Annotated in this window: 17 protein-coding genes; 13 read left to right on the top strand and 4 right to left on the bottom strand. The window is 65.7% G+C overall.

Annotated features, from left to right (window positions below):
- Positions 1-314: 314 nt before the first annotated feature.
- The 6 genes from F3J10_RS18435 to F3J10_RS18410 all read left to right on the top strand — a co-directional run bounded on the left by F3J10_RS18435 (position 315) and on the right by F3J10_RS18410 (position 5,217).
- Complete coding sequence (locus F3J10_RS18435) at positions 315-893, top strand: YqgE/AlgH family protein (protein WP_013696822.1); 579 nt, start codon at positions 315-317, stop codon at positions 891-893.
- Positions 890-1,333 carry a Holliday junction resolvase RuvX gene (gene ruvX, locus F3J10_RS18430; protein ID WP_025098733.1) on the top strand — a complete coding sequence of 148 codons (444 nt, stop codon included), beginning with the start codon at positions 890-892 and terminating at the stop codon, positions 1,331-1,333. The genes F3J10_RS18435 and ruvX overlap by 4 nt, the downstream gene beginning before the upstream one ends.
- Positions 1,320-1,838 carry a bifunctional pyr operon transcriptional regulator/uracil phosphoribosyltransferase PyrR gene (pyrR, locus tag F3J10_RS18425; protein WP_025098734.1) on the top strand — a complete coding sequence of 173 codons (519 nt, stop codon included), beginning with the start codon at positions 1,320-1,322 and terminating at the stop codon, positions 1,836-1,838. The genes ruvX and pyrR overlap by 14 nt, the downstream gene beginning before the upstream one ends.
- A 77-nt stretch (positions 1,839-1,915) precedes the next feature.
- A complete protein-coding gene (locus tag F3J10_RS18420) occupies positions 1,916-2,947 on the top strand; it encodes an aspartate carbamoyltransferase catalytic subunit (protein WP_013696825.1) in 1,032 nt (343 codons plus the stop codon).
- Positions 2,948-3,016: 69 nt separating this feature from the next.
- Entirely contained in the window at positions 3,017-4,294 is a 1,278-nt protein-coding gene (locus F3J10_RS18415) for a dihydroorotase (protein WP_025098735.1), read from the top strand.
- 14 nt (positions 4,295-4,308) lie between these two features.
- Entirely contained in the window at positions 4,309-5,217 is a 909-nt protein-coding gene (locus F3J10_RS18410; RefSeq protein ID WP_167242692.1) for a lysophospholipid acyltransferase family protein, read from the top strand.
- 98 nt (positions 5,218-5,315) lie between these two features.
- On the opposite strand, the gene F3J10_RS18405 is transcribed toward F3J10_RS18410, so the two are convergent.
- Positions 5,316-6,164: a symmetrical bis(5'-nucleosyl)-tetraphosphatase gene (locus tag F3J10_RS18405; RefSeq protein WP_025098737.1), complete on the bottom strand. Its 849-nt coding sequence runs from the start codon at positions 6,162-6,164 to the stop codon at positions 5,316-5,318.
- 369 nt (positions 6,165-6,533) lie between these two features.
- Between F3J10_RS18405 and rfbB the strand changes: the two genes are divergently transcribed.
- The 5 genes from rfbB to F3J10_RS18380 are packed head-to-tail and all read left to right on the top strand — an operon-like array spanning position 6,534 to position 10,849.
- Positions 6,534-7,595 carry a dTDP-glucose 4,6-dehydratase gene (rfbB, locus tag F3J10_RS18400; RefSeq protein ID WP_167242691.1) on the top strand — a complete coding sequence of 354 codons (1,062 nt, stop codon included), beginning with the start codon at positions 6,534-6,536 and terminating at the stop codon, positions 7,593-7,595.
- Between the two features lie 14 nt (positions 7,596-7,609).
- Positions 7,610-8,503 (top strand): glucose-1-phosphate thymidylyltransferase RfbA, encoded by an 894-nt coding sequence (gene rfbA / locus F3J10_RS18395; RefSeq protein WP_167242690.1) that lies wholly within the window; start codon positions 7,610-7,612, stop codon positions 8,501-8,503.
- The gene (rfbC, locus tag F3J10_RS18390; RefSeq protein ID WP_167242689.1) at positions 8,488-9,039 is read left to right on the top strand and encodes a dTDP-4-dehydrorhamnose 3,5-epimerase; all 552 of its coding nucleotides are present in this window, start codon (positions 8,488-8,490) and stop codon (positions 9,037-9,039) included. Before rfbA ends, rfbC begins: the two co-directional genes overlap by 16 nt.
- An 8-nt stretch (positions 9,040-9,047) precedes the next feature.
- Positions 9,048-9,944, top strand: coding sequence for a dTDP-4-dehydrorhamnose reductase (gene rfbD / locus F3J10_RS18385; RefSeq protein WP_167242688.1), 897 nt, complete (start codon positions 9,048-9,050; stop codon positions 9,942-9,944).
- A gap of 14 nt (positions 9,945-9,958) precedes the next feature.
- The gene (locus F3J10_RS18380; RefSeq protein WP_167242694.1) at positions 9,959-10,849 is read left to right on the top strand and encodes a glycosyltransferase family 2 protein; all 891 of its coding nucleotides are present in this window, start codon (positions 9,959-9,961) and stop codon (positions 10,847-10,849) included.
- A 28-nt stretch (positions 10,850-10,877) separates the two neighbouring features.
- On the opposite strand, the gene F3J10_RS18375 is transcribed toward F3J10_RS18380, so the two are convergent.
- Genes F3J10_RS18375 through F3J10_RS18365 form a run of 3 tightly spaced genes read right to left on the bottom strand, consistent with a single transcriptional unit; the run spans position 10,878 to position 15,089 of the window.
- Positions 10,878-12,839 (bottom strand): glycosyltransferase family 2 protein, encoded by a 1,962-nt coding sequence (locus F3J10_RS18375; RefSeq protein ID WP_167242687.1) that lies wholly within the window; start codon positions 12,837-12,839, stop codon positions 10,878-10,880.
- Positions 12,840-12,868: 29 nt separating this feature from the next.
- A complete protein-coding gene (locus F3J10_RS18370; protein ID WP_167242686.1) occupies positions 12,869-14,275 on the bottom strand; it encodes an ABC transporter ATP-binding protein in 1,407 nt (468 codons plus the stop codon).
- Positions 14,265-15,089, bottom strand: a complete 825-nt coding sequence (locus F3J10_RS18365) for an ABC transporter permease (protein WP_145757451.1) — start codon at positions 15,087-15,089, stop codon at positions 14,265-14,267. Before F3J10_RS18365 ends, F3J10_RS18370 begins: the two co-directional genes overlap by 11 nt.
- Positions 15,090-15,548: 459 nt before the next feature.
- Between F3J10_RS18365 and F3J10_RS18360 the strand changes: the two genes are divergently transcribed.
- Positions 15,549-16,910 (top strand): ABC transporter ATP-binding protein, encoded by a 1,362-nt coding sequence (locus F3J10_RS18360; protein ID WP_167242685.1) that lies wholly within the window; start codon positions 15,549-15,551, stop codon positions 16,908-16,910.
- Positions 16,911-16,991: 81 nt separating this feature from the next.
- Complete coding sequence (locus tag F3J10_RS18355; RefSeq protein WP_167242684.1) at positions 16,992-20,339, top strand: methyltransferase domain-containing protein; 3,348 nt, start codon at positions 16,992-16,994, stop codon at positions 20,337-20,339.
- Positions 20,340-20,341: the final 2 nt, after the last annotated feature.

Raw genomic sequence — 20,341 nt, 5'->3', positions numbered from 1 at the left:
GAGGCGGCGCGGCCCTGAGGCGCCCGCCGAGCCAAACCGGCCCGGCGCGCTGTGGCTCGATCGCGTCGGACCCCATCAGCTCGCCCGGTCCGTCATTCGCGTCGGTTTGCGGCCATCTGGCCGAGTTTCACAACCGATTCGAACACATCGCGGACAATGGCCATTTTGTGACTGCGCCCGTGCCCGGCGCGTCGTCCCGGCCTCGCACCCAGCCTGCCGACCGGCCCCGCTCGCGTGATAGAGTGCGACGTGATCCGTCTTATCGACCCTCGCGGGCTGCGTCCCGCCGCGAGGTCTTTGCTAAAATTCAAACCATGTCAAAGAGTTCCGATCGCATCAATCTCACCAACCAGTTCCTGATCGCGATGCCGAGCATGTCGGATCCGACCTTCTCGGGAACGGTGGTCTACCTTTGCGATCACAGCGAACGCGGTGCGTTGGGCCTCGTCATCAATCGTCCCACCGACATCGACCTCGAATCGCTGTTCAATCGCATCGACCTCAAGCTCGAGATCGAGCCTCTCCTGCATATCCCCGTCTACTTCGGCGGCCCGGTCCAGACCGAGCGCGGCTTCGTGCTGCACGAGCCGGTGGAGGGCAGCAGCTACAGCTCCTCGATGACGGTGGAGGGCGGCCTGGAGATGACCACCTCCAAGGACGTGCTGGAGGCGGTCGCCTCGGGCAGCGGGCCGAAGCGCTTCCTGCTCACGCTCGGCCATGCCGGCTGGGGCGCGGGCCAGCTCGAGGACGAGATCTCCAAGAACGGCTGGCTGACGGTGGCCGCCGATCCGCGCGTGGTGTTCGACACGCCGGCCGAGGAGCGCTTCGAGGCCGCGCTCGGCCTGCTCGGCGTGTCCTCGACGATGCTCTCGGGCGAGGCGGGCCACGCATGAGCGGTGTCCCCGCGCGCGAGGCCACCCTGCTCGCGTTCGATTATGGCGAGAAGCGCATCGGCGTGGCCGTCGGCAATACGCTGACGCGCACGGCGCGCGCGCTCGTCATCGTGTCCAACCTGAATCGCGAATATCGTTTCGAGGCCGTCGGCGCGCTGATCGCCGAATGGCGGCCGGACGCGCTGGTGGTCGGCCTGCCGATGCACCCGGACGGCACGCCGCACGAGATGACGCAGCAGGCCAAGCGCTTCGGCAATCAACTGAACGGCCGCTTCAACCTTCCCGTGAGCTGGATCGACGAGCGCTATTCGTCGGTCGAGGCGCGCGCCGGTTTGCGCGCGCGCGGCGCGAAGGCCGATGCGGCCATCGACGCCGAGGCCGCCCGCGTGATCCTTCAACACTATCTCGACCAGTTGCCCGACCATCATGAGTTCCATTGACGCCGAAGCGCTCTACCGCGCGCTGCTCGACCAGATCCGCGGCGCCTACGGCGACGCCGCCTTCGCGGCCAGCGACGGCCCGGCGATCGCCGGCATCCACAGCGGCGGCGCCTGGCTGGCCGAACGGCTGGCGCGCGACCTGAAGGCGCCGGGCTTCGGCGTGGTCAACGTGGCGCTGCATCGCGACGACTACGCCAAGAAGGGCCTGCACAGCCAGGCGAGCCCGACCTCGCTGCCGTTCGCGGTGGAAGGCCGCCGCATCCTGCTGGTCGACGACGTGCTGTACACCGGCCGCACCGTGCGCGCGGCCCTCAACGAGCTGTACGACTACGGCCGGCCCGCCGCGGTCGAGCTCGCGGCGCTGGCCGATCGCGGCGGGCGCGAGCTGCCGGTGGCGGCGCGCTTCGTGGGCGGCACGCTCGAGGTGCCGGCCGAGGCGACCCTGGTGCTGGCCCACGACGCCGACCTCCATTTCACGTTCGAACTCGAGGCGCGCGCCCACTGAGCGCGCCTCAACCGGCGCCCGCCGCGCGTGTTCGCGCGCGGGCGCTGCCCCGGCAACACCTTGGATTCACGTACACCATGACCACCGACACCTCCGGCCGCAGCGGCGCCCAAGCCGCGGCCGCGCCCGCCCAACGCTTCCGCCCCGGCTTCCTGAAGGGCAACCCGCAGCTCACGAAGAACGGCGAGCTCAAGCATCTGCTGTCGATCGAGGGCCTGCCCAAGTCGATCGTCACGCACATCCTCGATACCGCGGAGCAGTTCGTCAGCGTGACGGACCGCGAGGTGAAGAAGGTGCCGCTGCTGCGCGGCAAGTCGGTGTTCAACCTGTTCTTCGAGAATTCGACGCGCACCCGCACCACCTTCGAGATCGCCGCCACGCGCCTGTCGGCCGACGTGCTGAACCTCAACATCAACGCCTCCTCGACCAGCAAGGGCGAGTCGCTGCTCGACACCATCAACAACCTCTCGGCGATGCACGCCGACCTGTTCGTGGTGCGCCATGCCTCGAGCGGCGCGCCCTACCTGATCGCCGAGCACTGCGCGCCGCACGTGCACGTGATCAATGCCGGCGACGGGCGCCATGCGCACCCGACCCAGGGCCTGCTCGACATGTACACGATCCGCCACTACAAGCGCGACTTCACGCAGCTGCGCGTGGCGATCGTCGGCGACATCCTGCACTCGCGCGTGGCGCGCTCCGACATCCACGCGCTGACCACGCTCGGGGTGCCCGAGATCCGCGCGATCGGCCCGCGCACGCTGCTGCCGGGCGGGCTCGAGCAGATGGGCGTGAAGGTCTATCACAACCTCGACGAAGGCCTGAAGGGCGTCGACGTGATCATCATGCTGCGCCTGCAGAACGAACGCATGAGCGGCGCGCTGCTGCCCTCGGCGCAGGAGTACTTCAAGAGCTGGGGCCTCACGCCCGAGCGTCTCGCGCTGGCCGCGCCCGACGCGATCGTGATGCACCCGGGCCCGATGAACCGCGGCGTTGAGATCGACTCGCAGGTGGCCGACGGCCCGCAGTCGGTGATCCTCAACCAGGTCACCTTCGGCATCGCGGTCCGCATGGCCGTGATGGGCATCGTCGCGGGCAACAGCGACTGACCGGCGCGGCCTGGCGCCACGCCGGCCGGCCATCGAATTCAACGCATCCAACGCATTCGCAGGCAGCACATGAAGATTCATATCAAGGGCGGCACGCTGGTCGATCCGGTCGCCGGCACCGAACAACAGGCCGACGTGTTCATCGCCGCCGGCAAGGTGGTCGCGATCGGCGCGGCGCCGGCCGATTTCCACGCGGCCAGGACCATCGACGCGAGCGGCCTGATCGTCGCCCCCGGCCTGGTCGACCTCTCGGCGCGGCTGCGCGAGCCCGGCTACGAGCACAAGGCCACGCTCGAATCGGAGATGGCCGCGGCGGTGGCCGGCGGCGTCACCAGCCTGGTCTGCCAGCCCGATACCGACCCGGTGCTCGACGAGCCGGGCCTGGTCGAGATGCTGAAGTTCCGCGCCAGCAAGCTGCACCAGGCGCACGTCTATCCGCTCGGCGCGCTGACGGTCGGCCTGAAGGGCGAGGTGATCACCGAGATGGTCGAGCTGACCGAATCGGGCTGCATCGGCTTCACCCAGGCCAACGTGCCGATCCGCGACACCCAGGTGCTGCTGCGCGCGCTGCAGTACGCGAGCACCTACGGCTACACGGTCTGGCTGCGCCCGGTGGACGCCTTCCTCGCCAAGGGCGGGGTCGCCGCCAGCGGGCCGCTCGCCTCGCGGCTGGGCTTGTCGGGCGTGCCGGTGTCGGCCGAGACGATCGCCCTGCACACGCTCTGCGAGCTGGTGCGCGTGACCGGCGCGCGCGTGCACATCGCGCGCCTGTCCTCGGCGGCCGGTATCGAGCTGGTGCGCCAGGCCAAGGCCGAGGGCCTGCCGATCACCTGCGACGTCAGCGCCAACCACCTGCACCTGATCGACCTCGACATCGGCTACTTCGACGCGCAGTTCCGCCTCGATCCGCCGCTGCGCGCCGAGCGCGACCGCGCCGCGATCCGCGCGGCCGTCGAGGACGGCACGATCGACGCGATCTGCTCCGACCACACCCCCGTCGACGACGACGAGAAGCTGCTGCCCTTCGCCGAGGCCACGCCCGGCGCGACCGGCCTGGAGCTGCTGCTGTCGCTGACCGTCAAGTGGGCCCAGGAGGCCGGGCTGCCGCTGGCGCGCGCGTTGAACCGCATCACCGCCGGCGCGGCCGACGTGCTGAAGCTGCCGGCCGGGCGCCTCGTGCCGGGCGGCGTGGCCGACCTGGTGGTGTTCGATCCGGCCGCGCACTGGCAGGTCGAGCCGAGTGCCCTGAAGAGCCAGGGCCACAATTCGCCGTTCCTCGGCTACGAGCTGCCGGCCCGGGTGCGCGCGACCCTCGTCGCCGGCCAGGTCGCCTTCGAGCGTCGCTGAGCGGGGCGGGCATCATGAGAGCGTTGCGCAAGCTGCGCCTGATCGTGCACCTGCTGCACGGCATGGCGACCATCGCCCTGCGGTTCGGCGGGGCGAGCCCGGCGCGCCGGCAGGAACTCACGCGTCGCTGGACCCTGAAGATGCTGGCGCTGTGCGGCATGCGCCTGGTCGTGCATCACGACGAGGCGCGGCTCGACGCGGGGGCGCTGGTGATCGGCAACCACGTGTCCTGGCTGGACATCTACGTGATCAATGCCTGGCGGCCGACGCCCTTCGTCTCGAAGGCCGAGGTGCGGCAATGGCCGGTGGTGGGCTGGCTGGCCGAGAAGCTCGGCACCATCTTCCTGCAGCGCGAGAAGCGCAGCGAGGCCAAGCGCATCATGCACGAGCTGGCCGAGCGGCTGCGCGGCGGCGAGCTGATGTGCGTGTTCCCCGAGGGCACCACCTCGAACGGGCTCGAGCTGCTGCCCTTCCATGCCAACCTGTTCCAGGCCGCCGTCGAGGCCGGCAGCCCGGTGCAGCCGGTCTGCATCATGTACGAGGACGGGCAGGGCAGGCAGTCGCTGGCGCCGGCCTATACCGGCAAGATGTCGCTGGGCAAGTCGCTCGATCGCGTGCTGCGCGACCGGCCGCTGGTCGCGCATCTCTACGTGGGCGCGCCGATCGAGGCGGGTGAGGATCGTCGCGGGTTGTCGGCGCGGGCTCGCGCGGCGGTGGCCGATGCGCTGGCCGAGATGCAGGCCGGGTGCGGGCGGCCGAGCGCCGAGGCGCTCGCGCAACTGGCGATCGATGAAGTGCCGGCCGGTGGCGAGGCAGCCGCCGCGCCGAGCGCCTCGACCGAAACCGCCGAGGCTGTCGTGGCGTCCACGGTGGCGGCGAATGCCGCGGGCGAGACCGAGCCGGTCGCGCGCCGCGACGTCTGAAGCCCGATCGGGCAGCGCGAGGCCGGGGCGGCATCGATGCGCCTCGCCTCGCGCGATCCAATCACGCGCGAGGCGCCGTGCCCGGCGCCCCTCCTTCCTCAGTCCTTGCCTGAGCCGCAGCGCTCGCAGGCCACCTGCGTGACGCGTCGCGCGGCCGGATCGTCGCTCAGCTCGACGGCCGACAGGCGATTGCCCCACACGCAGCCCGAATCGAGCGCGACCAGGTTGTCGCGCAGCATCAGGCCGAGCGCGGCCCAGTGGCCGAACACCACGGTCACGTCGGCGCTGCGCCGCCCGGGAACGTCGAACCAGGGCAGGTGACCTTCCGGCGCCGAATCGGGGCCGCCGTTGCCGCGAAACTCCATGGCGCCGTCCGGCGTGCAGAAGCGGATCCGCGTGAAGGCGTTGAAGGCCACGCGCAGCCGCTCCGGCTTCGACAATCCTGCCTTCCACTGATTCGGCTCGTTGCCGTACAGGCCGCGCAGCGTCTCGCGCCAGTCGGGCGCGCGCAGCGCGCGCTGCAGCTCGTCGGCGAGTTCGAGCGCGAGCGTGACATCCCATTGCGGCAACAGCCCCGCATGCACCATCAGCTTGCCGTGCTCGAAATGCGCGAAGGGCCGCTGGCGGACCCACTCGAGCAGGGCTTCGGCATCGGGCGCCTCCAGGATCTCGGCAAGCGTGTCGCCCGCCTTCAACTGGCGGATGCCGGCCGCGGCGGCCAGCAGGTGCAGGTCGTGGTTGCCGAGCACGGCCACGCGCCGCTCGCCCAGCGCGATCACCTCGCGCAGCGTGGCCAGCGAGGCCGGGCCGCGGTTGACGAGATCGCCGGCGAACCAGAGCGGGGTGTCGTCGGAGGGCGCCAGGCGGGACAGCAACTCGACGAGGGGGGCGTGGCAACCCTGGAGGTCGCCGATGGCGATCGGCACGGGGCCGGGGGCAGAGGTCATTGCGGGATGGATGTGGTGCGATTTAACGATGTTTCGCAAGCTTCCGACGCACGGTACCACAAGTCATTCAGGACTTCGGTTCCCATGGCATGCGAGGGGAATATCCTGCGTGGCGGAATTTTCTTAGAAAGAAATTCGCATAAAACTCCGATTTGTCGACATTTGTCAAGCTGTTGCAAGATGTTAGAGGCATGTTTTTTAAGCCGGCACAGGCCTTATAATTGCGTCCCTATGGGTTGACGGCGGGGCCGCTCGCCAGATGGCCGAACAACAATAGATATACGCGATTCACGGCGCACATTCCGAGGGGCCGGCGGCAAGTTCCGCTCATCGGCTCGATCAGACTCCGTTTTTCGACAAGGGAATCCCATGATATTGGTGACGGGCGGTGCCGGCTTCATCGGCGCCAATTTCGTGCTGGACTGGCTCGCGCAATCCGACGAGCCGGTGCTGAATGTCGACAAGCTCACGTACGCGGGCAATCTCGGCACGCTGAAGTCCCTGCAGGACAATCCGAATCACGTGTTCGCGCGTGTCGATATCTGCGATCGCGCGGCGATTGACGCGCTGCTGGCCGAACATCGTCCGCGCGCGATCCTGCATTTCGCTGCCGAAAGCCATGTGGATCGCTCGATCCACGGTCCCGCCGATTTCGTGCAGACCAACGTGGTCGGCACCTTCACGATGCTCGAGGCGACGCGCCAGTATTGGAACACGCTCGATGCCGACGCGAAGACGGCGTTCCGCTTCCTGCACGTCTCCACCGACGAAGTGTTCGGTTCGCTGTCGGCCACTGATCCGCAGTTCTCGGAAACCACGCCGTACGCGCCGAACAGCCCTTATTCGGCAACCAAGGCCGGCTCGGACCATCTGGTGCGTGCCTATTTCCATACTTACGGGCTGCCGGTGCTGACCACCAACTGCTCGAACAACTACGGCCCGTATCAGTTCCCCGAGAAGCTGATCCCGCTGATGATCGCCAATGCGCTGGCCGGCAAGCCGTTGCCCGTTTATGGCGACGGCCAGAATGTGCGCGACTGGCTGTATGTCGGCGATCACTGCTCGGCTATCCGCGAGGTGCTCGCGCGCGGCGTGCCCGGTGAAACCTACAACGTCGGCGGCTGGAACGAGAAGAAGAATCTCGACGTGGTGCACGTGCTGTGCGATCTGCTCGACGAGTTGAAGCCGAAAGCGGGCGCCTCGTACCGCGAGCAGATCAGCTTCGTCACCGATCGTCCGGGGCACGACCGCCGCTACGCGATCGATGCGCGCAAGCTCGAGCGCGAGCTGGGCTGGAAGCCGGCCGAAACCTTCGAGACCGGCATGGCGAAGACGGTGCGCTGGTATCTCGACAACCAGGCCTGGGCCGAGGAAGTCGCTTCCGGCGAGTACCGCAAGTGGGTCGAGATGAACTACGCGCAGCGCGCGTGACGAGGAGCAGAACCATGGCACGCAAGGGCATCATCCTCGCCGGCGGCTCCGGCACGCGTCTGTACCCGATCACGCACGCGGTGTCGAAGCAGCTGCTGCCGGTCTACGACAAGCCGATGATCTACTATCCGCTGTCGACGCTGATGATCGCGGGGATTCGCGATGTGCTGATTATCTCGACGCCTCAGGACACGCCGCGCTTCGAGGCGATGCTCGGCGACGGTTCGCAGTGGGGTATGAATATCCAGTATGCGGTGCAGCCATCGCCGGATGGTCTGGCGCAAGCGTTCCTGATTGGCCGTGAATTCATCGGCAGTGATCCGTCGGCACTGATCCTCGGCGACAACATCTTCTATGGCCACGATCTCGTCAAGCAGCTTCATCGAGCCGACGAGCGCTTCGAAGGCGCGACTGTATTCGCCTATCACGTGCATGACCCCGAGCGTTACGGCGTGGTGGAATTCGATACGGATTTCCGTGCGCTGTCGATAGAGGAAAAACCGGCCAAGCCCCGTTCGAACTATGCGGTCACGGGGCTCTACTTCTACGACAACCAGGTGTGCGATATCGCTGCCGACATCAAGCCTTCGCCGCGCGGTGAGCTCGAGATCACCGACGTGAACTCGCGCTACCTGCAGGCGGGGCGGCTCGACGTAGAAATCATGGGGCGCGGTTATGCCTGGCTCGATACCGGCACGCACGATTCGCTGATCGAGGCGGCCACCTTCATCGCGACGTTGCAGAAGCGCCAGGGGCTGGTGGTCGCTTGCCCCGAGGAAATCGCCTACCGGCATCGCTGGATCGACGGTGAGCAGGTTCTCAAGCTTGCCCAGCCGCTCGCGAAGAACGCGTATGGGCAGTATCTGAAGAATCTTTTGACGGAACAGGTGGCATGGCAATCCAGGTAAGCGAAACGGCACTGCCGGAAGTCAAGATCATCGAGCCGAAGGTGTTCGGCGATGCGCGCGGCTTCTTCTACGAGAGCTTCAACGGCCGCGAGTTTGCAGAAAAGGTCGATCCGCAGGCGGTGTTCGTCCAGGACAATCACTCACGCTCGGCGCGCGGCGTGCTGCGTGGGCTGCATTATCAGATCGAGCATGCACAGGGCAAGCTCGTGCGCGTGATTGCCGGTGAGGTGCTGGACGTTGCCGTCGATATCCGCAAGTCCTCCCCGAATTTCGGCAAGTGGGTTGGAGTGCGCCTGAGCGCGGAAAATGCCCGTCAGCTATGGGTTCCGCCTGGCTTCGCGCACGGTTTCGTGACCCTGAGCGAATCGGCCGAATTTCTCTATAAGACGACCGACTACTGGTACCCCGAATTCGAACGTAGCATCGCCTGGAACGATCCCGCGCTCGGGATCGACTGGCAGATCGATTTCGAGCCGCAACTCGCGGCAAAGGATGCCGCCGGCTCGCGGCTGGCCCAGGCCGACGTTTACGCCTGAGTTCGACCATGACAAAACCGCAACGTACGATCCTGCTGACTGGCATCAATGGCCAGGTCGGCTACGAATTGGCCCGCAGCCTGCAAGGGCTGGGGCGCGTGGTGGCGCTGGACCGGCAGGCGCTCGATTTATCCGAGCCGGAGTCGATTCGCCACGTGGTGCGCGAGATCGAGCCGCAACTGATCGTCAACCCGGCGGCGTATACCGCCGTGGATCAGGCGGAGACTGACGTGGTAGCCGCCACGCGCCTGAATGTCGAGGCACCGGCGGTGTTCGCCGAGGAGGCAAAGCGCCTTGGCGCCGCGCTGGTGCATTACTCGACCGACTACGTTTATGCCGGCGAAGGCGAGAGTCGCTATGCCGAGACCGATCCGGTCGGACCACGGAATGTCTATGGACGGACCAAGCTCGATGGCGAGCGGGCAGTCGTGGCATCCGGTTGCCGTCACCTGATCCTGCGTACCAGCTGGGTGTATGGCATGCGTGGGCGCAACTTCCTGAAAACCATGCTGCGCCTGGGTGCCGAGCGCGACGAATTGAACGTGGTGGCCGATCAGATCGGCGCGCCGACGTGGTCGCGGACCATCGCCGACCTGACGGCGGCGATTCTTGCGCAATCGGTCGCGACGGGCTGCACGCCCGACGATTGGTGGACAAACCATTCCGGCATCTATCACCTGGCCGCGGCAGGGGAGACCTCCTGGCATGGTTTCGCCGAGGCGATCTTCGCGGAGTCGGGAGGCGAACGTCGGCCGCTTGTTAGCCCGATTCCCGCTTCCGCCTATCCGACGCCAGCAACGCGCCCCTCGAACTCGCGGCTGTCGATGGACAAGCTCGAACGCAGTTTCGGCCTGATCGTGCCGGATTGGCGAGAGGCGTTGCGCTTGTGTCTGAGGACGGATTGAGCGACTCGGTACCGATGTCGCCGCGTGTCGGTGCGGTGGTGGTGTTTTATCGTCCCGATGCCGCATGTGTCGCGCGGGCTAATCGTCTCGCGGCCAACCTTCATTGCGTGGTCGTCGACAATTCGGAAATGGTGGCTGATGCCGTCGCGCTCGGTCTGGATCCCGCCATCGAATATCTGCCGAACGGTGAGAACCTGGGCATCGCGCTCGCCCTGAATCAGGGAGTCGAGAGGTTGATCGCGCGGGGCTTCACGATGGCGATGCTGTTCGATCAGGATAGCGAGCCGACCTCGAAGCTCCTGAACGACCTGCCCGCCGCAGTGGCCGCGGCCGATACGATGCAGGGTCCGGTTGCGCTCGGGGGGCCCGCCTACGAGGACGCTCGCTTGCGCGGCGTGGCTCCGTTCGTACGTTTCGGCTGGGGACGTTTCCGGCGGATCGCGCCGATGGGCGAGGTGCCGATCGACGTTGATTTCCTGATTACCTCTGGTTCCTGCGTGAACCTGCGCTATTGGCGTCAGATTGGTCCGATGGATGCCGCGCTGTTCATCGATTTTGTCGATCTCGAATGGTGCGTGCGGGCCAAGCGGGCCGGTTATCGCGTGATCGGCGTGCCCTGGCTGCGTCTGAGTCATGAGCTCGGCGGCGAGCCGGTGCGCGTGCTTGGACGTAACTATCCCATGCACGGGCCGATCCGCCATTACTACCAGTTTCGCAATATCGTCGCGCTCGCCATGCGCGGATCGATGCCACTGTCCTGGAAGACGGCTGAGCTGGTCAAGCTGCCGGTGCGTATCGCCATCTACTGCCTGTTCCCCGATCGCCGTCGCGAGCATGTGCGCATGGCCTGGCAGGGCTTCGTCGATGGCTTGCGGGGCAGGCTCGGGGCCTATCGGCCGCGCTGAGCGAGCGGCTGCGGTGCTTGTCGGTGGCTCAGTCGAGCATGTCGATGCGCGGTGGCTCGGCGAACGAGAATGGCGGCATATCGCCCGAGAGCGAGAGATTCGGGTTATAGGCAGGCTCGTGCAGCAGAGCGTCGCCCCAGCGTTGCTCCATCCACTGGGCCTCCTCTGCGAAGCGGGCCTGCTTGTCGGGCGACATGTCCGACCCGCGGCTCGCCGATTCATGGTGTCTGAGTTCGGCGAACGGTGTCCATGCATTGCGATAGCCGATCGCACGCAGCTTCAGGCAGAAATCGACGTCGTTGAATGCGACGCGCAAGGATTCCTCGAAACCTCCCACCTCCTCGTAAAGTGCCTTGCGTACCAGCAGACAGGCCGCCGTGACGGCCGAGACGTTCTGGATCGACACGGCGCGATTCACGTAACCGAATTGGCCGCGGTGCAACAAGTGGTGCAGATGGCCTGCGATGCCGTTCAGGCCGAGCAGCACGCCGCCATGCTGGAGCCTGTTGTCGGGATACCAGAGCGCGGCACCGACCGCGCCTGTCCCGGGCAGGACAGCGACACCGATCATCTCGTCGAGCCAGTGCTCGTTCATGACCTCGGTGTCGTTGTTGAGCAGGCACAGGTAGCTACCGCGCGCGATCGCGGCGGCACGGTTGTTCAGCATGGAGAAGTTGAACGGCGACTCATCGCGGAGGACGCGAACCGACGCTTGCTGCGTGAGCGACTCGAGATAGGCGAGAGTCGCCGGTTCGGTGCTGCCGTTGTCGACGACGATGATTTCCAGGTTCGGGTAGCGCGTGCGATGCAGCAGGCCGTCGATGCAGTTGCGCAGCAAGACGACGCCGTCGCGTGTCGGGACGATGATCGAGACCAGCGGCGCGGGCTTCGGTACCGGATAACGCACGCGGGTGATGCCGACCTCGGGATGGACCTCCTCGACCGTCGCATCGGGCAGGTCCATGCGTTGCAGGTGCTCGAGCAGGGCACGGCGTGCTGCAGTCTCGGCATAGGGCTTGGCCGAACGTCCGCCGGCCGTGCTGCCGGGCACGATTCGCCAGTGATAGAGCACGTGAGGGATATGGACCACGCTGTGATCCCCGGCCAGGTCGATGCAGCGCAGCGCCAGGTCATAGTCCTGGCTACCCTCGAAACCTTTGCGAAACCCCCCCACCTCGCGCACCAGGGCGGTCTCGAACACGCCGAGGTGGGAAAACATGTTCTGCGAGCGAAACAGCAGCGGATTCCAGTCCGACTTGAAGTAGGGCGCGGTACGCTCGCCCTGCTCGTCGAGCTTGTCTTCGTCGCTGTAGAACAGCCGTGCCTGGGGGAAGCGGTTGATGTATCGCGCCACCATGAACAGCGCATGCGGCGGCAGGATGTCGTCGTGGTCGACCAGCACCACGAAATCACCTGTCGCCAGCGACAGGGCGCTGTTGCTCGCTTCCGAGATATGGCCATTGGTCTCGCGATAGAGCACGCGGATGCGCGCGTCGCGCTGCCGGTGAGCGTCGAGCGCCTGGCGTACGGCCGGCGAAGGCGAGGCGTCGTCGGCGATGCACAGCTCCCAGTGCGGATATACCTGCGCCTGGATCGACGCGATCATCGCGTCCAGCAGCGTGATATTGCTGTTGTAGGTTGGCACGACGATCGAGAAACGCGGCAAGGTCGACATGGTCGAGATGGCGGCGAGCGCGGTTTCCCTCTCGGCGTCGCCGAAGCTGTCGTAGCGGGCGACCCAGTCGCGATAGCGCGCGCTGAACGGCAGGCGAGTCAGGCGGCTGGCGAAGCCGGCGATACCTTCCCGACGCAGGGTCCGTATGCAGTAAGCGAAGGCTTGGCCGTAGCCGCCATGGGTCCTGGCCTGGCGGCGTGCGGTGCCCAGCGCGAGCGGCAGGATCGCGGCGAGCCGCTGCAGTTTGCCCGGCACATGTGGGCGCGTCGGCTCGGCGGGAGGATCGAACGGATCGGGCGGTGTGACTTGGGTCATGAATCTATCGGGACAGGCGTGTGGCGGCCTCAGGCTGGCTCGGCGGGTTCGTCGATGCCGAGCGTGATGGCGGTCATCGGTGTGCCGGCAATCCCCGTTGCCAGGTGGGCGGATTCGGATTTGACGATGCAGGCGTCGTGCAGGCAGTCGACCACGCGCGCCGCGCCGTCGACTTCGGCCAGCACGTACGCGCTGATCGCATAGTCACCCGGCGGCAGCAGCGGCATCGCGAAGCAAAATTCGGCCAGCCAGCGATCGCCCGCGGTAACCTCGCTTGCCGGTGAGAACGCGGTATCGTCGCTGAAAATCGCCTGGCCTAGCCGGTCCTTTACGACGAAGCCGACACAAGGCGGCATGCCGACGTCGGGAGTACGCAGCACGATGCGCAGCGTTACGGCGTCGCCGCCGGTGATCCAGGCGATCGGCTTGCCCGACTCGCCCAGCAACGCGACTTCGTCGATCAACTCGCGCTCGCGATGAGCCGGCAAGGCGTGGGGATCGAGGTCGGTGCCGCCGAGCGCGGGAGTGGGTACCGCGGGCCGTGCCGTGAACTTCTCGCGCTGGTCGATGGCGGACAGGCGTCGACGTGCGCCGTGTGTTCGCCTGACGTGTCCTGCCTGCTTGTCCCAGGCAAGCCCTTCGCCCTGCTGCTGCCGGTAGAAGGCCTCGAAATAATGGGTGCAGACGGACTTCGAACTACCGTTTTCCCGCAGTACCCCGCGATCGAGCCAGATCGCACGATCGCAGAGACTACGCACGGCGCCCGAATCGTGACTCACGAACAGCACGGTGCCGTGTTGCTGGAAGCGGCGCAGGAAGCGCATGCATTTCTGCGTGAAGAAGGCGTCGCCGACCGCGAGTGCCTCGTCGATCACCAGGATGTCGGCATCGACATGCGCGATCACCGCGAATGCCAGGCGTACGAACATCCCGCTCGAATAGGTCTTGACCGGCTGGTCGATGAATTTGCCGATGTCGGCGAATGCGATGATGTCGTCGACGCGGGCCTCGATTTCATCACGTGTGAGACCGTGCAACTGACCGTTGATGTAGATGTTCTCGCGCCCGCTGTACTCGGCATCGAATCCCGAGCCGAGTTCGAGCAGTGCTGCGATGCGTCCGTGTGTCTCGACCGTGCCTCGGGTTGGCGCGAGCGTGCCGCAGACGATTTGCAGCAAGGTGCTTTTGCCCGAGCCGTTGCGGCCGATGATGCCGATCGTCTCTCCGCGCGCGATTTCGAAATCGACCTCACGCAGCGCCCAGAACATCCGCACGCAATTATCCGCCCTGGCTTGCCAGGCACGCCGCAGCGCGGGCAGCGGCGTGACGGCCGCCAGTAGCGAATAAAGGCTGCGTTTGAGGCGGTCGGCAGGCAGGCGATACGACTCGAAGCCCTTGGCGACGCCGGAGATGCGAACCGCGATCTCAGATGACATCGGCGAAACCCCTGCGGGTTTTCTGGAACCACGCGAAGCCGATCCAGGCGACGACCACCGCCATCAGACAATACGGTCCCCAGCGGCTCCAGTCGATGGGATTGCCCCACACCAGCACGTCACGGCTCTGTTCGATCGGATAGGTCATCGGATTCAGGTAGACCAATTCCTGGAATCGAGCCGGTAGTGAAGACACCGGGAAAAACACGGGCGATAGAAACATCAGCGCCGTGATCGCGATGCCGACAGTCTGGCCGATGTCGCGCAGGTAGACGCCGGTCGCTGCCAGCAGCCAGCTCAGGCCCATGATGAACACGCAAAGAGGAGCGAGTACCAGCGGAAACAGCAGCGCGGTGATCGGCACATGGCCGCGGATCAGCCACTCGGCGACCAGCAGGATCAATGCGCTGACGCAGAGGTGGAACAACCCGGAAAGCAGTGTCACGCAGGGCAGGATTTCGAGCGGGAATACGATCTTCTTCACGAAGTTCGTATTCGAAAGAATCTGCGAGGGTGCGCGGTTTGCGCATTCCGAGAAGAGATTGAACATGATCATGCCGGCGAACAGCACCACGGCGAACTCGCCCTTCGAGGCAGACGGCGAGGCGCCGCCCCAGCGCGATTTGAAGACTTCGCTGAATACGAAGGTATAGACGCTCAGCATCAGGAGCGGGGTCAGCAGAGACCAGAAGATGCCGAGAACCGAACCCTTGTAGCGGCCGACCGCGTCGCGGCGCGCCAGGTCCAGCAGCAGACGGCGATTCCGTATCAGCGACGCGGCAAGGGCGCGCGGCGAGGTGCTGAAGCTTTGCATAGTATCGAGTGAAGAATATGGCCGGAGGCGGCAGGTGCCGCGGCCGCGAACGCAAGTGTCGCCGCGTGGGCGAGATCGGGCTGGCGGGGACCTCGGAAGCGCCGGGCGATCTTGGAATGGGGCGGCGCGTTCGCAGCGTGCTGAATTATGTCATACGGCGCCAGCGGTTCGTTCCTTGCCGTTGTTTTCACGGCGTCGTGCAAGTGTGTCCAAGTGTAAATACTGCAATCAGGCAGATTGACAGGGCGCGACGTGGAAGCGGGGGCGGGCGGCGGGCGGAGCGGATTTTGAACGAGCGCGCATGGCCGAAAACTGTTTCATCTCGCATCGTGAAAAAGGTAAAACGAGGTAGAATCCCGTAACTTTTACAACGAGCTAGTCCGCTCAGCCGCACCTGACTCCGCGCCGTCGGTGTCGTCGTGTAATTCCGAGGGCGAGGGCGGGCACATAACAACCGGTATGTCTGAAGCCAGCGCAATCGAAGCAGTCGGTATCACCAAGGGTTTTGCCACGTACGAACGGCCGTCGGAGCGGCTCAAGCGTGGCATGCTCAGGGTGGCGTCCCGCTTCGTGGGCGCGGCGCCGGCCACGGCACCGGCAGCTACTTTCTGGGCGCTGAACGGCGTGTCCCTGTCGGTGCGTCGCGGCGAAACGGTTGGGATCGTCGGCCGCAACGGCTCGGGCAAGAGCACCTTGCTGCAAATCGTCTGCGGCACGCTCGCGCCTACCGCCGGGAGTTTGAGCGTCAACGGCAAGGTCGCGGCCCTGCTCGAATTGGGCTCGGGTTTCGATATCGAATACAGCGGGCGCGAGAACATCTACCTGAACGCACAACTTTACGGCCTCACGCGCGCGCAGATTGACGCTCGTTACGAATCGATCGCGGCCTTTGCCGACATTGGTGAATTTATCGACCAGCCGGTCAAGACCTACTCGAGCGGGATGTTCGTGCGCCTGGCATTCGCGGTGATCGCGCATGTCGATGCCGACATCCTGGTGATCGACGAGGCGCTCGCGGTCGGCGACGCCTTCTTCAATCAGAAGTGCTATCGCTTTCTCGATGCGTTCAAGCAGCACGGCACCATCCTGTTCGTCAGCCATGACACCTCGACGATCCGTAAGTTGTGCACCAGCGCGGTATGGATCGACGCGGGACGGGTGATCGCGCAGGGCGCGCCTGCCGAGGTCTGTGCCGCCTACCTCGAGGCGCGTTACAACGTTGACGCGCCGGCACCGGCACCGGCGCAGGCGCACGGAGACAGCCGGTCCAGGGGCGCCATTCAGCGGCTCGACGTGCGCCGCGACACGATCAATGCGTCGCCGCTGCGCAATGATATCCGCGTGCTGCCGTTCAATCTCGAATCGCAGGCATTCGGTGCCGGCGGCGCCAGGATCGTCGACGCTGCGCTGGTGGACGCCGAGCGTCATCCACTCTCATGGGTGGTCGGTGGCGAGCCGGTCACGCTGCGAGTGACGATCGAGGTCGACGACGAACTGGTTTCTCCGATCGCGGGCTTTTACATCAAGAACGAGCGCGGTCAGGAATTGGTCGGAGCGAATACCTATGCGGCGTATCTTGGGGATCCCATCATGTGCGGCGCAGGCGATACGCTGAGCGCCGAGTTTTCGTTCGTGATGCCCACCCTGCCTATCGGGCAGTTCTTCATCAACGTTGCGGTGGCCGAAGGCACGCAGTACGACCACGTGCAACTTCACTGGATTCACGACGCACTGCCGCTCGAAGTCAGCAGTTCGAGGGTGCGGCATGCGCTGGTCGGGGTGCCGCTGGCGGATGTCAGGTTATCGCCGCTTGCGCATTGACGATCTCGCCGGGCCGACACGGCTATCGACGACAGGGGGCGGGACGCCCTCACGCCATCAGTATCAGCAGGATCTTTGGACATGACAAAAACAGTTCGGACATTTCGATTCAAGGGTGCGGAAAACGGCCACGAATTCACCGGCGAGCGTTATCTGCCGGGGGTTGGCGGCCCGATCCAGTACGAGCACTATCATCGTTACCTGTTTTCGACGGAGCTCGTCGCCGGCAAGGAAGTGCTCGACATCGCGTCCGGGGAGGGTTACGGATCAGCCCTGCTGGCACAGGCTGCGCAATCCGTGGTCGGCGTCGACATCGATGCCGCTGCCGTCGAGAAGGCGCGCGTGCGCTATGCGGAGCATGCCAACCTGCGCTACGAGCATGGCAGCGCGACCAGCATTCCGTTGCCCGATGCCTCGGTCGACGTGTTGAACTCGTTCGAAACGTTGGAACACTTCCACGAGCACGAGGCCTTCATGCGCGAGGCCAAGCGTGTGCTGCGCCCGAACGGGCTGATGATCATCTCCACGCCGAACCGGCCGATCTATTCGCCGCCGGGCGCGCCTCCGAACGAGTACCACGTGCGTGAACTCGATCGCGACGAATTTACCGCCTGGCTGTCCAGCGGTTTTCGCAACTTCGTGCTCTACGAGCAGAAGCCGCTGGCGGGTTCGCTGCTGCAGCGCGAGGGCCGCGAAGGCCTGCGTGAGATCAACTGCTGGGCCGAGCGTGCGGTCGGCGAATATCAGTCGACTTCGGGTATGGTCGATCCGGTCTATTTCATCGCGATCGCTTCGGACGGGGAATTGCCTGATCCGGACGACGACATGCTCGACGGCGGTGTTTCGTTCGCGCGCTACGACCACGATCGCAATACCAAGCTGGGCGAACAACTGGTGGAGATCGTGCGCCTGACCACCGAGACGATGGGGCGTGGTGAGGAAATCGGTCGATTGACGGCCGAGACGGTACGACTCACGGAGGAAACGCTCAAGCGGGATGTCGAGATCAGTCGCCTGGCGGCGGAATCGAAACGCCTGAGCGGATTCGTCGCCGAGCGCAACGCCGAGGTCGCCCGCCTGCGAAGCGACGTGGCGCGCCTGGAAAGCGAGTCGAAGAAGCATTCGCGCGAAGGGCGTCTACGCGACGAGCGCTCGGGGTCGGTTGCTGACGTGCTGACGCGGCTCGGCGAGCAAAAGCAGATTTCCTCCACCCTGGTACGTCGCATCGACGACCTGGCGGTACGGGTGCGCGATGCGTTCAGCGAACGGCGCGTGACGGTGCGCACGCCCATTCCGGGGCCGTCGCAGGCTGCCATGGACGAATTGCTGCGAGAGAATCATCAATTGCGTGAGCAGCTTGACCTGATCAAGCGCTCCTTGTCCTGGCGCGTGACGCAGCCGCTGCGCTCTGCCTCGGGCCGAGTACGTGCGCTTCGCCGCGTCGGCGTCGCGCCAGCGCAAGCCTCGGCTGGCTACGCCACGAGGCTCGCCAACGCCGGCGATACGCCGGTGCCGCTCACGCAAAGCGATGCGCCGCGCGCTTCCATCATCGTGTTCCCGCGTAGTGCAGCGGCGACAGCGCAATCGCTTGCCGGGCTCGCCGCCTATACCAGCGAGGTGCCATATCGCGCTGCCTTGCTCGGCGATGCGCATCCTGATCTGGTCGCCAGAACGGGTATCGACGTGATCCCGCGTATCGAATCCTCTCTGCATCGTCTAGAACTGCCCGATCTGGCGGGCGATTTCGTGGTGCTGATGTCGGCCGATCTGGTACCGCAACCGGGCTGGATCCAGGCCTTCGACGAAGCGTTTCGCCGTTTCGGCGCGAGTGCGGTCACGGCCCTCGTGCTGGCGAGCGACGGCTCGGTGCAGGCGGCTGGCGCGCGTATCGACGCCACCGCGCAATTGACGCCGGACCAGGCGGGGGGAGATCCCGCTGACGAGCGCCTCGGCGCCGTCGAGCGAGTGAAGGCGCCGAGCCCGGGGATCGTCGCGATCCGGCGGGATCTGTGGAGCAAGGTGCGCAACGAGGTCGGTACCTTGGTGGGCGACGGGCTCGACCTGACAGCCGCCGCGCTCGAACTGGCCTCGCGCTCGCAAGGGGTGCTGCTGCAGCCGTTTGCCCGCTTCGTCCAGGCACCGGCCGCCGAACGGGCGCCGGTCGAGGACGAATGGGAGATGGCGCATGCGCGATGGGCGGTGCGTCAGCGATACGAGCGCTTGTTCCGCAGTGATCGGCCGTTCCTCGACGTGCTGGAGTTGCCGGCGCGTCCGAAGATCGTGGTCACCGATGCATTCGTGCCGAAACCCGATCAGGACTCCGGATCGAATGACGTGTACTGGTATTTGCGGATCCTGCGCGAATTTGGTTTCGACGTCAGCTTCCTGGCGGCCTACGAGCCGGCGGTGGCGGTTGACGATCCCTATGCGAACGCGTTGCGCCGATGGGGCATCCGGGTGCGCGTCGCCCAGGACCCGAAGTCTTTCCACGATCTGTTGATCGAGGAAGCGAGCGATGCCCGCGTGGTGATCGCGCAGCGCATCATGGTGGCACGGCATGCGCTCGAAGCGCTGCATGCCGCGGCCTTGCCGGCGAAGCTGGTATTCGGCACGGTCGACCTGCATTACCTGCGCGAGGAGCGCGCGGCGCTGCTCGATCGGTCGCCCGAGGCTCTCGATGGAGCGATGATGCTCAAGCGCGCGGAGCTACAGGCGGTTGCCGATGCCGACGCGACGATTGTCGTCAGCCGCATCGAGGCCGATATCCTGCGCGACCTGGTGCCGGCCGCGAATATTCACCGGATTCCGATCCCGCGCATGCCGAATCGTTCCACGCGTACCTTCGCGGAGCGTTCCGGCGTGTTGTTCGTGGGTGGTTTCGCGCATCGCCCGAACGTTGACGCGGTGCTGTTCCTGGTCAAGGATATCTGGCCGATCGTCCGGCGTTCGCTGCCCGATATCGAGCTGCGCATCGTGGGCAGTGGCGTGACCCCCGAGGTCTCGGCGCTCGCCGATCCGGCGCAAGGCGTCGTGATCGTCGGCTTCGTCGAGAATCTCGACACCGAAACCTCGGTGGCGCGCCTGTCGGTGGCGCCATTGCGATTCGGCGCAGGTATCAAGGGCAAGGTGGTATCGAGTCTCCTCGCCGGGCTGCCGTCGGTACTCAGCCGGGTGGCCAGCGAGGGCATGGGCCTGGTGGCGGGCGAGCAGATGCTCAGCGGTGACACCGCCGACGAGATCGCGGCGGCGATCGTGGCCCTTTATCAGGACCCGGCGCTTTGGCAGCGCATCGCCGACGCCGGCTTCGCTGCTGCTGCGACCGAATACTCGGTCACTTCGGTGGCAACCCGTCTCGCGACCCTGCTCGATTCGATCGGCGTGAACGAGGGTATGCGCGAGTTGCGCGACGGCGTGTTCGACATCCAGTGACC

It is taken from the genome of Burkholderia sp. Cy-637 (assembly GCF_011753175.1).
Taxonomy (GTDB): domain Bacteria; phylum Pseudomonadota; class Gammaproteobacteria; order Burkholderiales; family Burkholderiaceae; genus Burkholderia; species Burkholderia gladioli.
This window is presented reverse-complemented; position numbering and strand designations above follow the sequence as displayed.

Bases quoted from the DNA above. Each gene is read 5' to 3' on its own strand.
- F3J10_RS18435 (WP_013696822.1), top strand. From the start codon at position 315: ATGTCAAAGAGTTCCGATCGCATCAATCTCACCAACCAGTTCCTGATC.
- ruvX (WP_025098733.1), top strand. From the start codon at position 890: ATGAGCGGTGTCCCCGCGCGCGAGGCCACCCTGCTCGCGTTCGATTAT.
- pyrR (WP_025098734.1), top strand. From the start codon at position 1,320: ATGAGTTCCATTGACGCCGAAGCGCTCTACCGCGCGCTGCTCGACCAG.
- F3J10_RS18420 (WP_013696825.1), top strand. From the start codon at position 1,916: ATGACCACCGACACCTCCGGCCGCAGCGGCGCCCAAGCCGCGGCCGCG.
- F3J10_RS18415 (WP_025098735.1), top strand. From the start codon at position 3,017: ATGAAGATTCATATCAAGGGCGGCACGCTGGTCGATCCGGTCGCCGGC.
- F3J10_RS18410 (WP_167242692.1), top strand. From the start codon at position 4,309: ATGAGAGCGTTGCGCAAGCTGCGCCTGATCGTGCACCTGCTGCACGGC.
- F3J10_RS18405 (WP_025098737.1), bottom strand. From the start codon at position 6,164: ATGACCTCTGCCCCCGGCCCCGTGCCGATCGCCATCGGCGACCTCCAG.
- rfbB (WP_167242691.1), top strand. From the start codon at position 6,534: ATGATATTGGTGACGGGCGGTGCCGGCTTCATCGGCGCCAATTTCGTG.
- rfbA (WP_167242690.1), top strand. From the start codon at position 7,610: ATGGCACGCAAGGGCATCATCCTCGCCGGCGGCTCCGGCACGCGTCTG.
- rfbC (WP_167242689.1), top strand. From the start codon at position 8,488: ATGGCAATCCAGGTAAGCGAAACGGCACTGCCGGAAGTCAAGATCATC.
- rfbD (WP_167242688.1), top strand. From the start codon at position 9,048: ATGACAAAACCGCAACGTACGATCCTGCTGACTGGCATCAATGGCCAG.
- F3J10_RS18380 (WP_167242694.1), top strand. From the start codon at position 9,959: ATGTCGCCGCGTGTCGGTGCGGTGGTGGTGTTTTATCGTCCCGATGCC.
- F3J10_RS18375 (WP_167242687.1), bottom strand. From the start codon at position 12,839: ATGACCCAAGTCACACCGCCCGATCCGTTCGATCCTCCCGCCGAGCCG.
- F3J10_RS18370 (WP_167242686.1), bottom strand. From the start codon at position 14,275: ATGTCATCTGAGATCGCGGTTCGCATCTCCGGCGTCGCCAAGGGCTTC.
- F3J10_RS18365 (WP_145757451.1), bottom strand. From the start codon at position 15,089: ATGCAAAGCTTCAGCACCTCGCCGCGCGCCCTTGCCGCGTCGCTGATA.
- F3J10_RS18360 (WP_167242685.1), top strand. From the start codon at position 15,549: ATGTCTGAAGCCAGCGCAATCGAAGCAGTCGGTATCACCAAGGGTTTT.
- F3J10_RS18355 (WP_167242684.1), top strand. From the start codon at position 16,992: ATGACAAAAACAGTTCGGACATTTCGATTCAAGGGTGCGGAAAACGGC.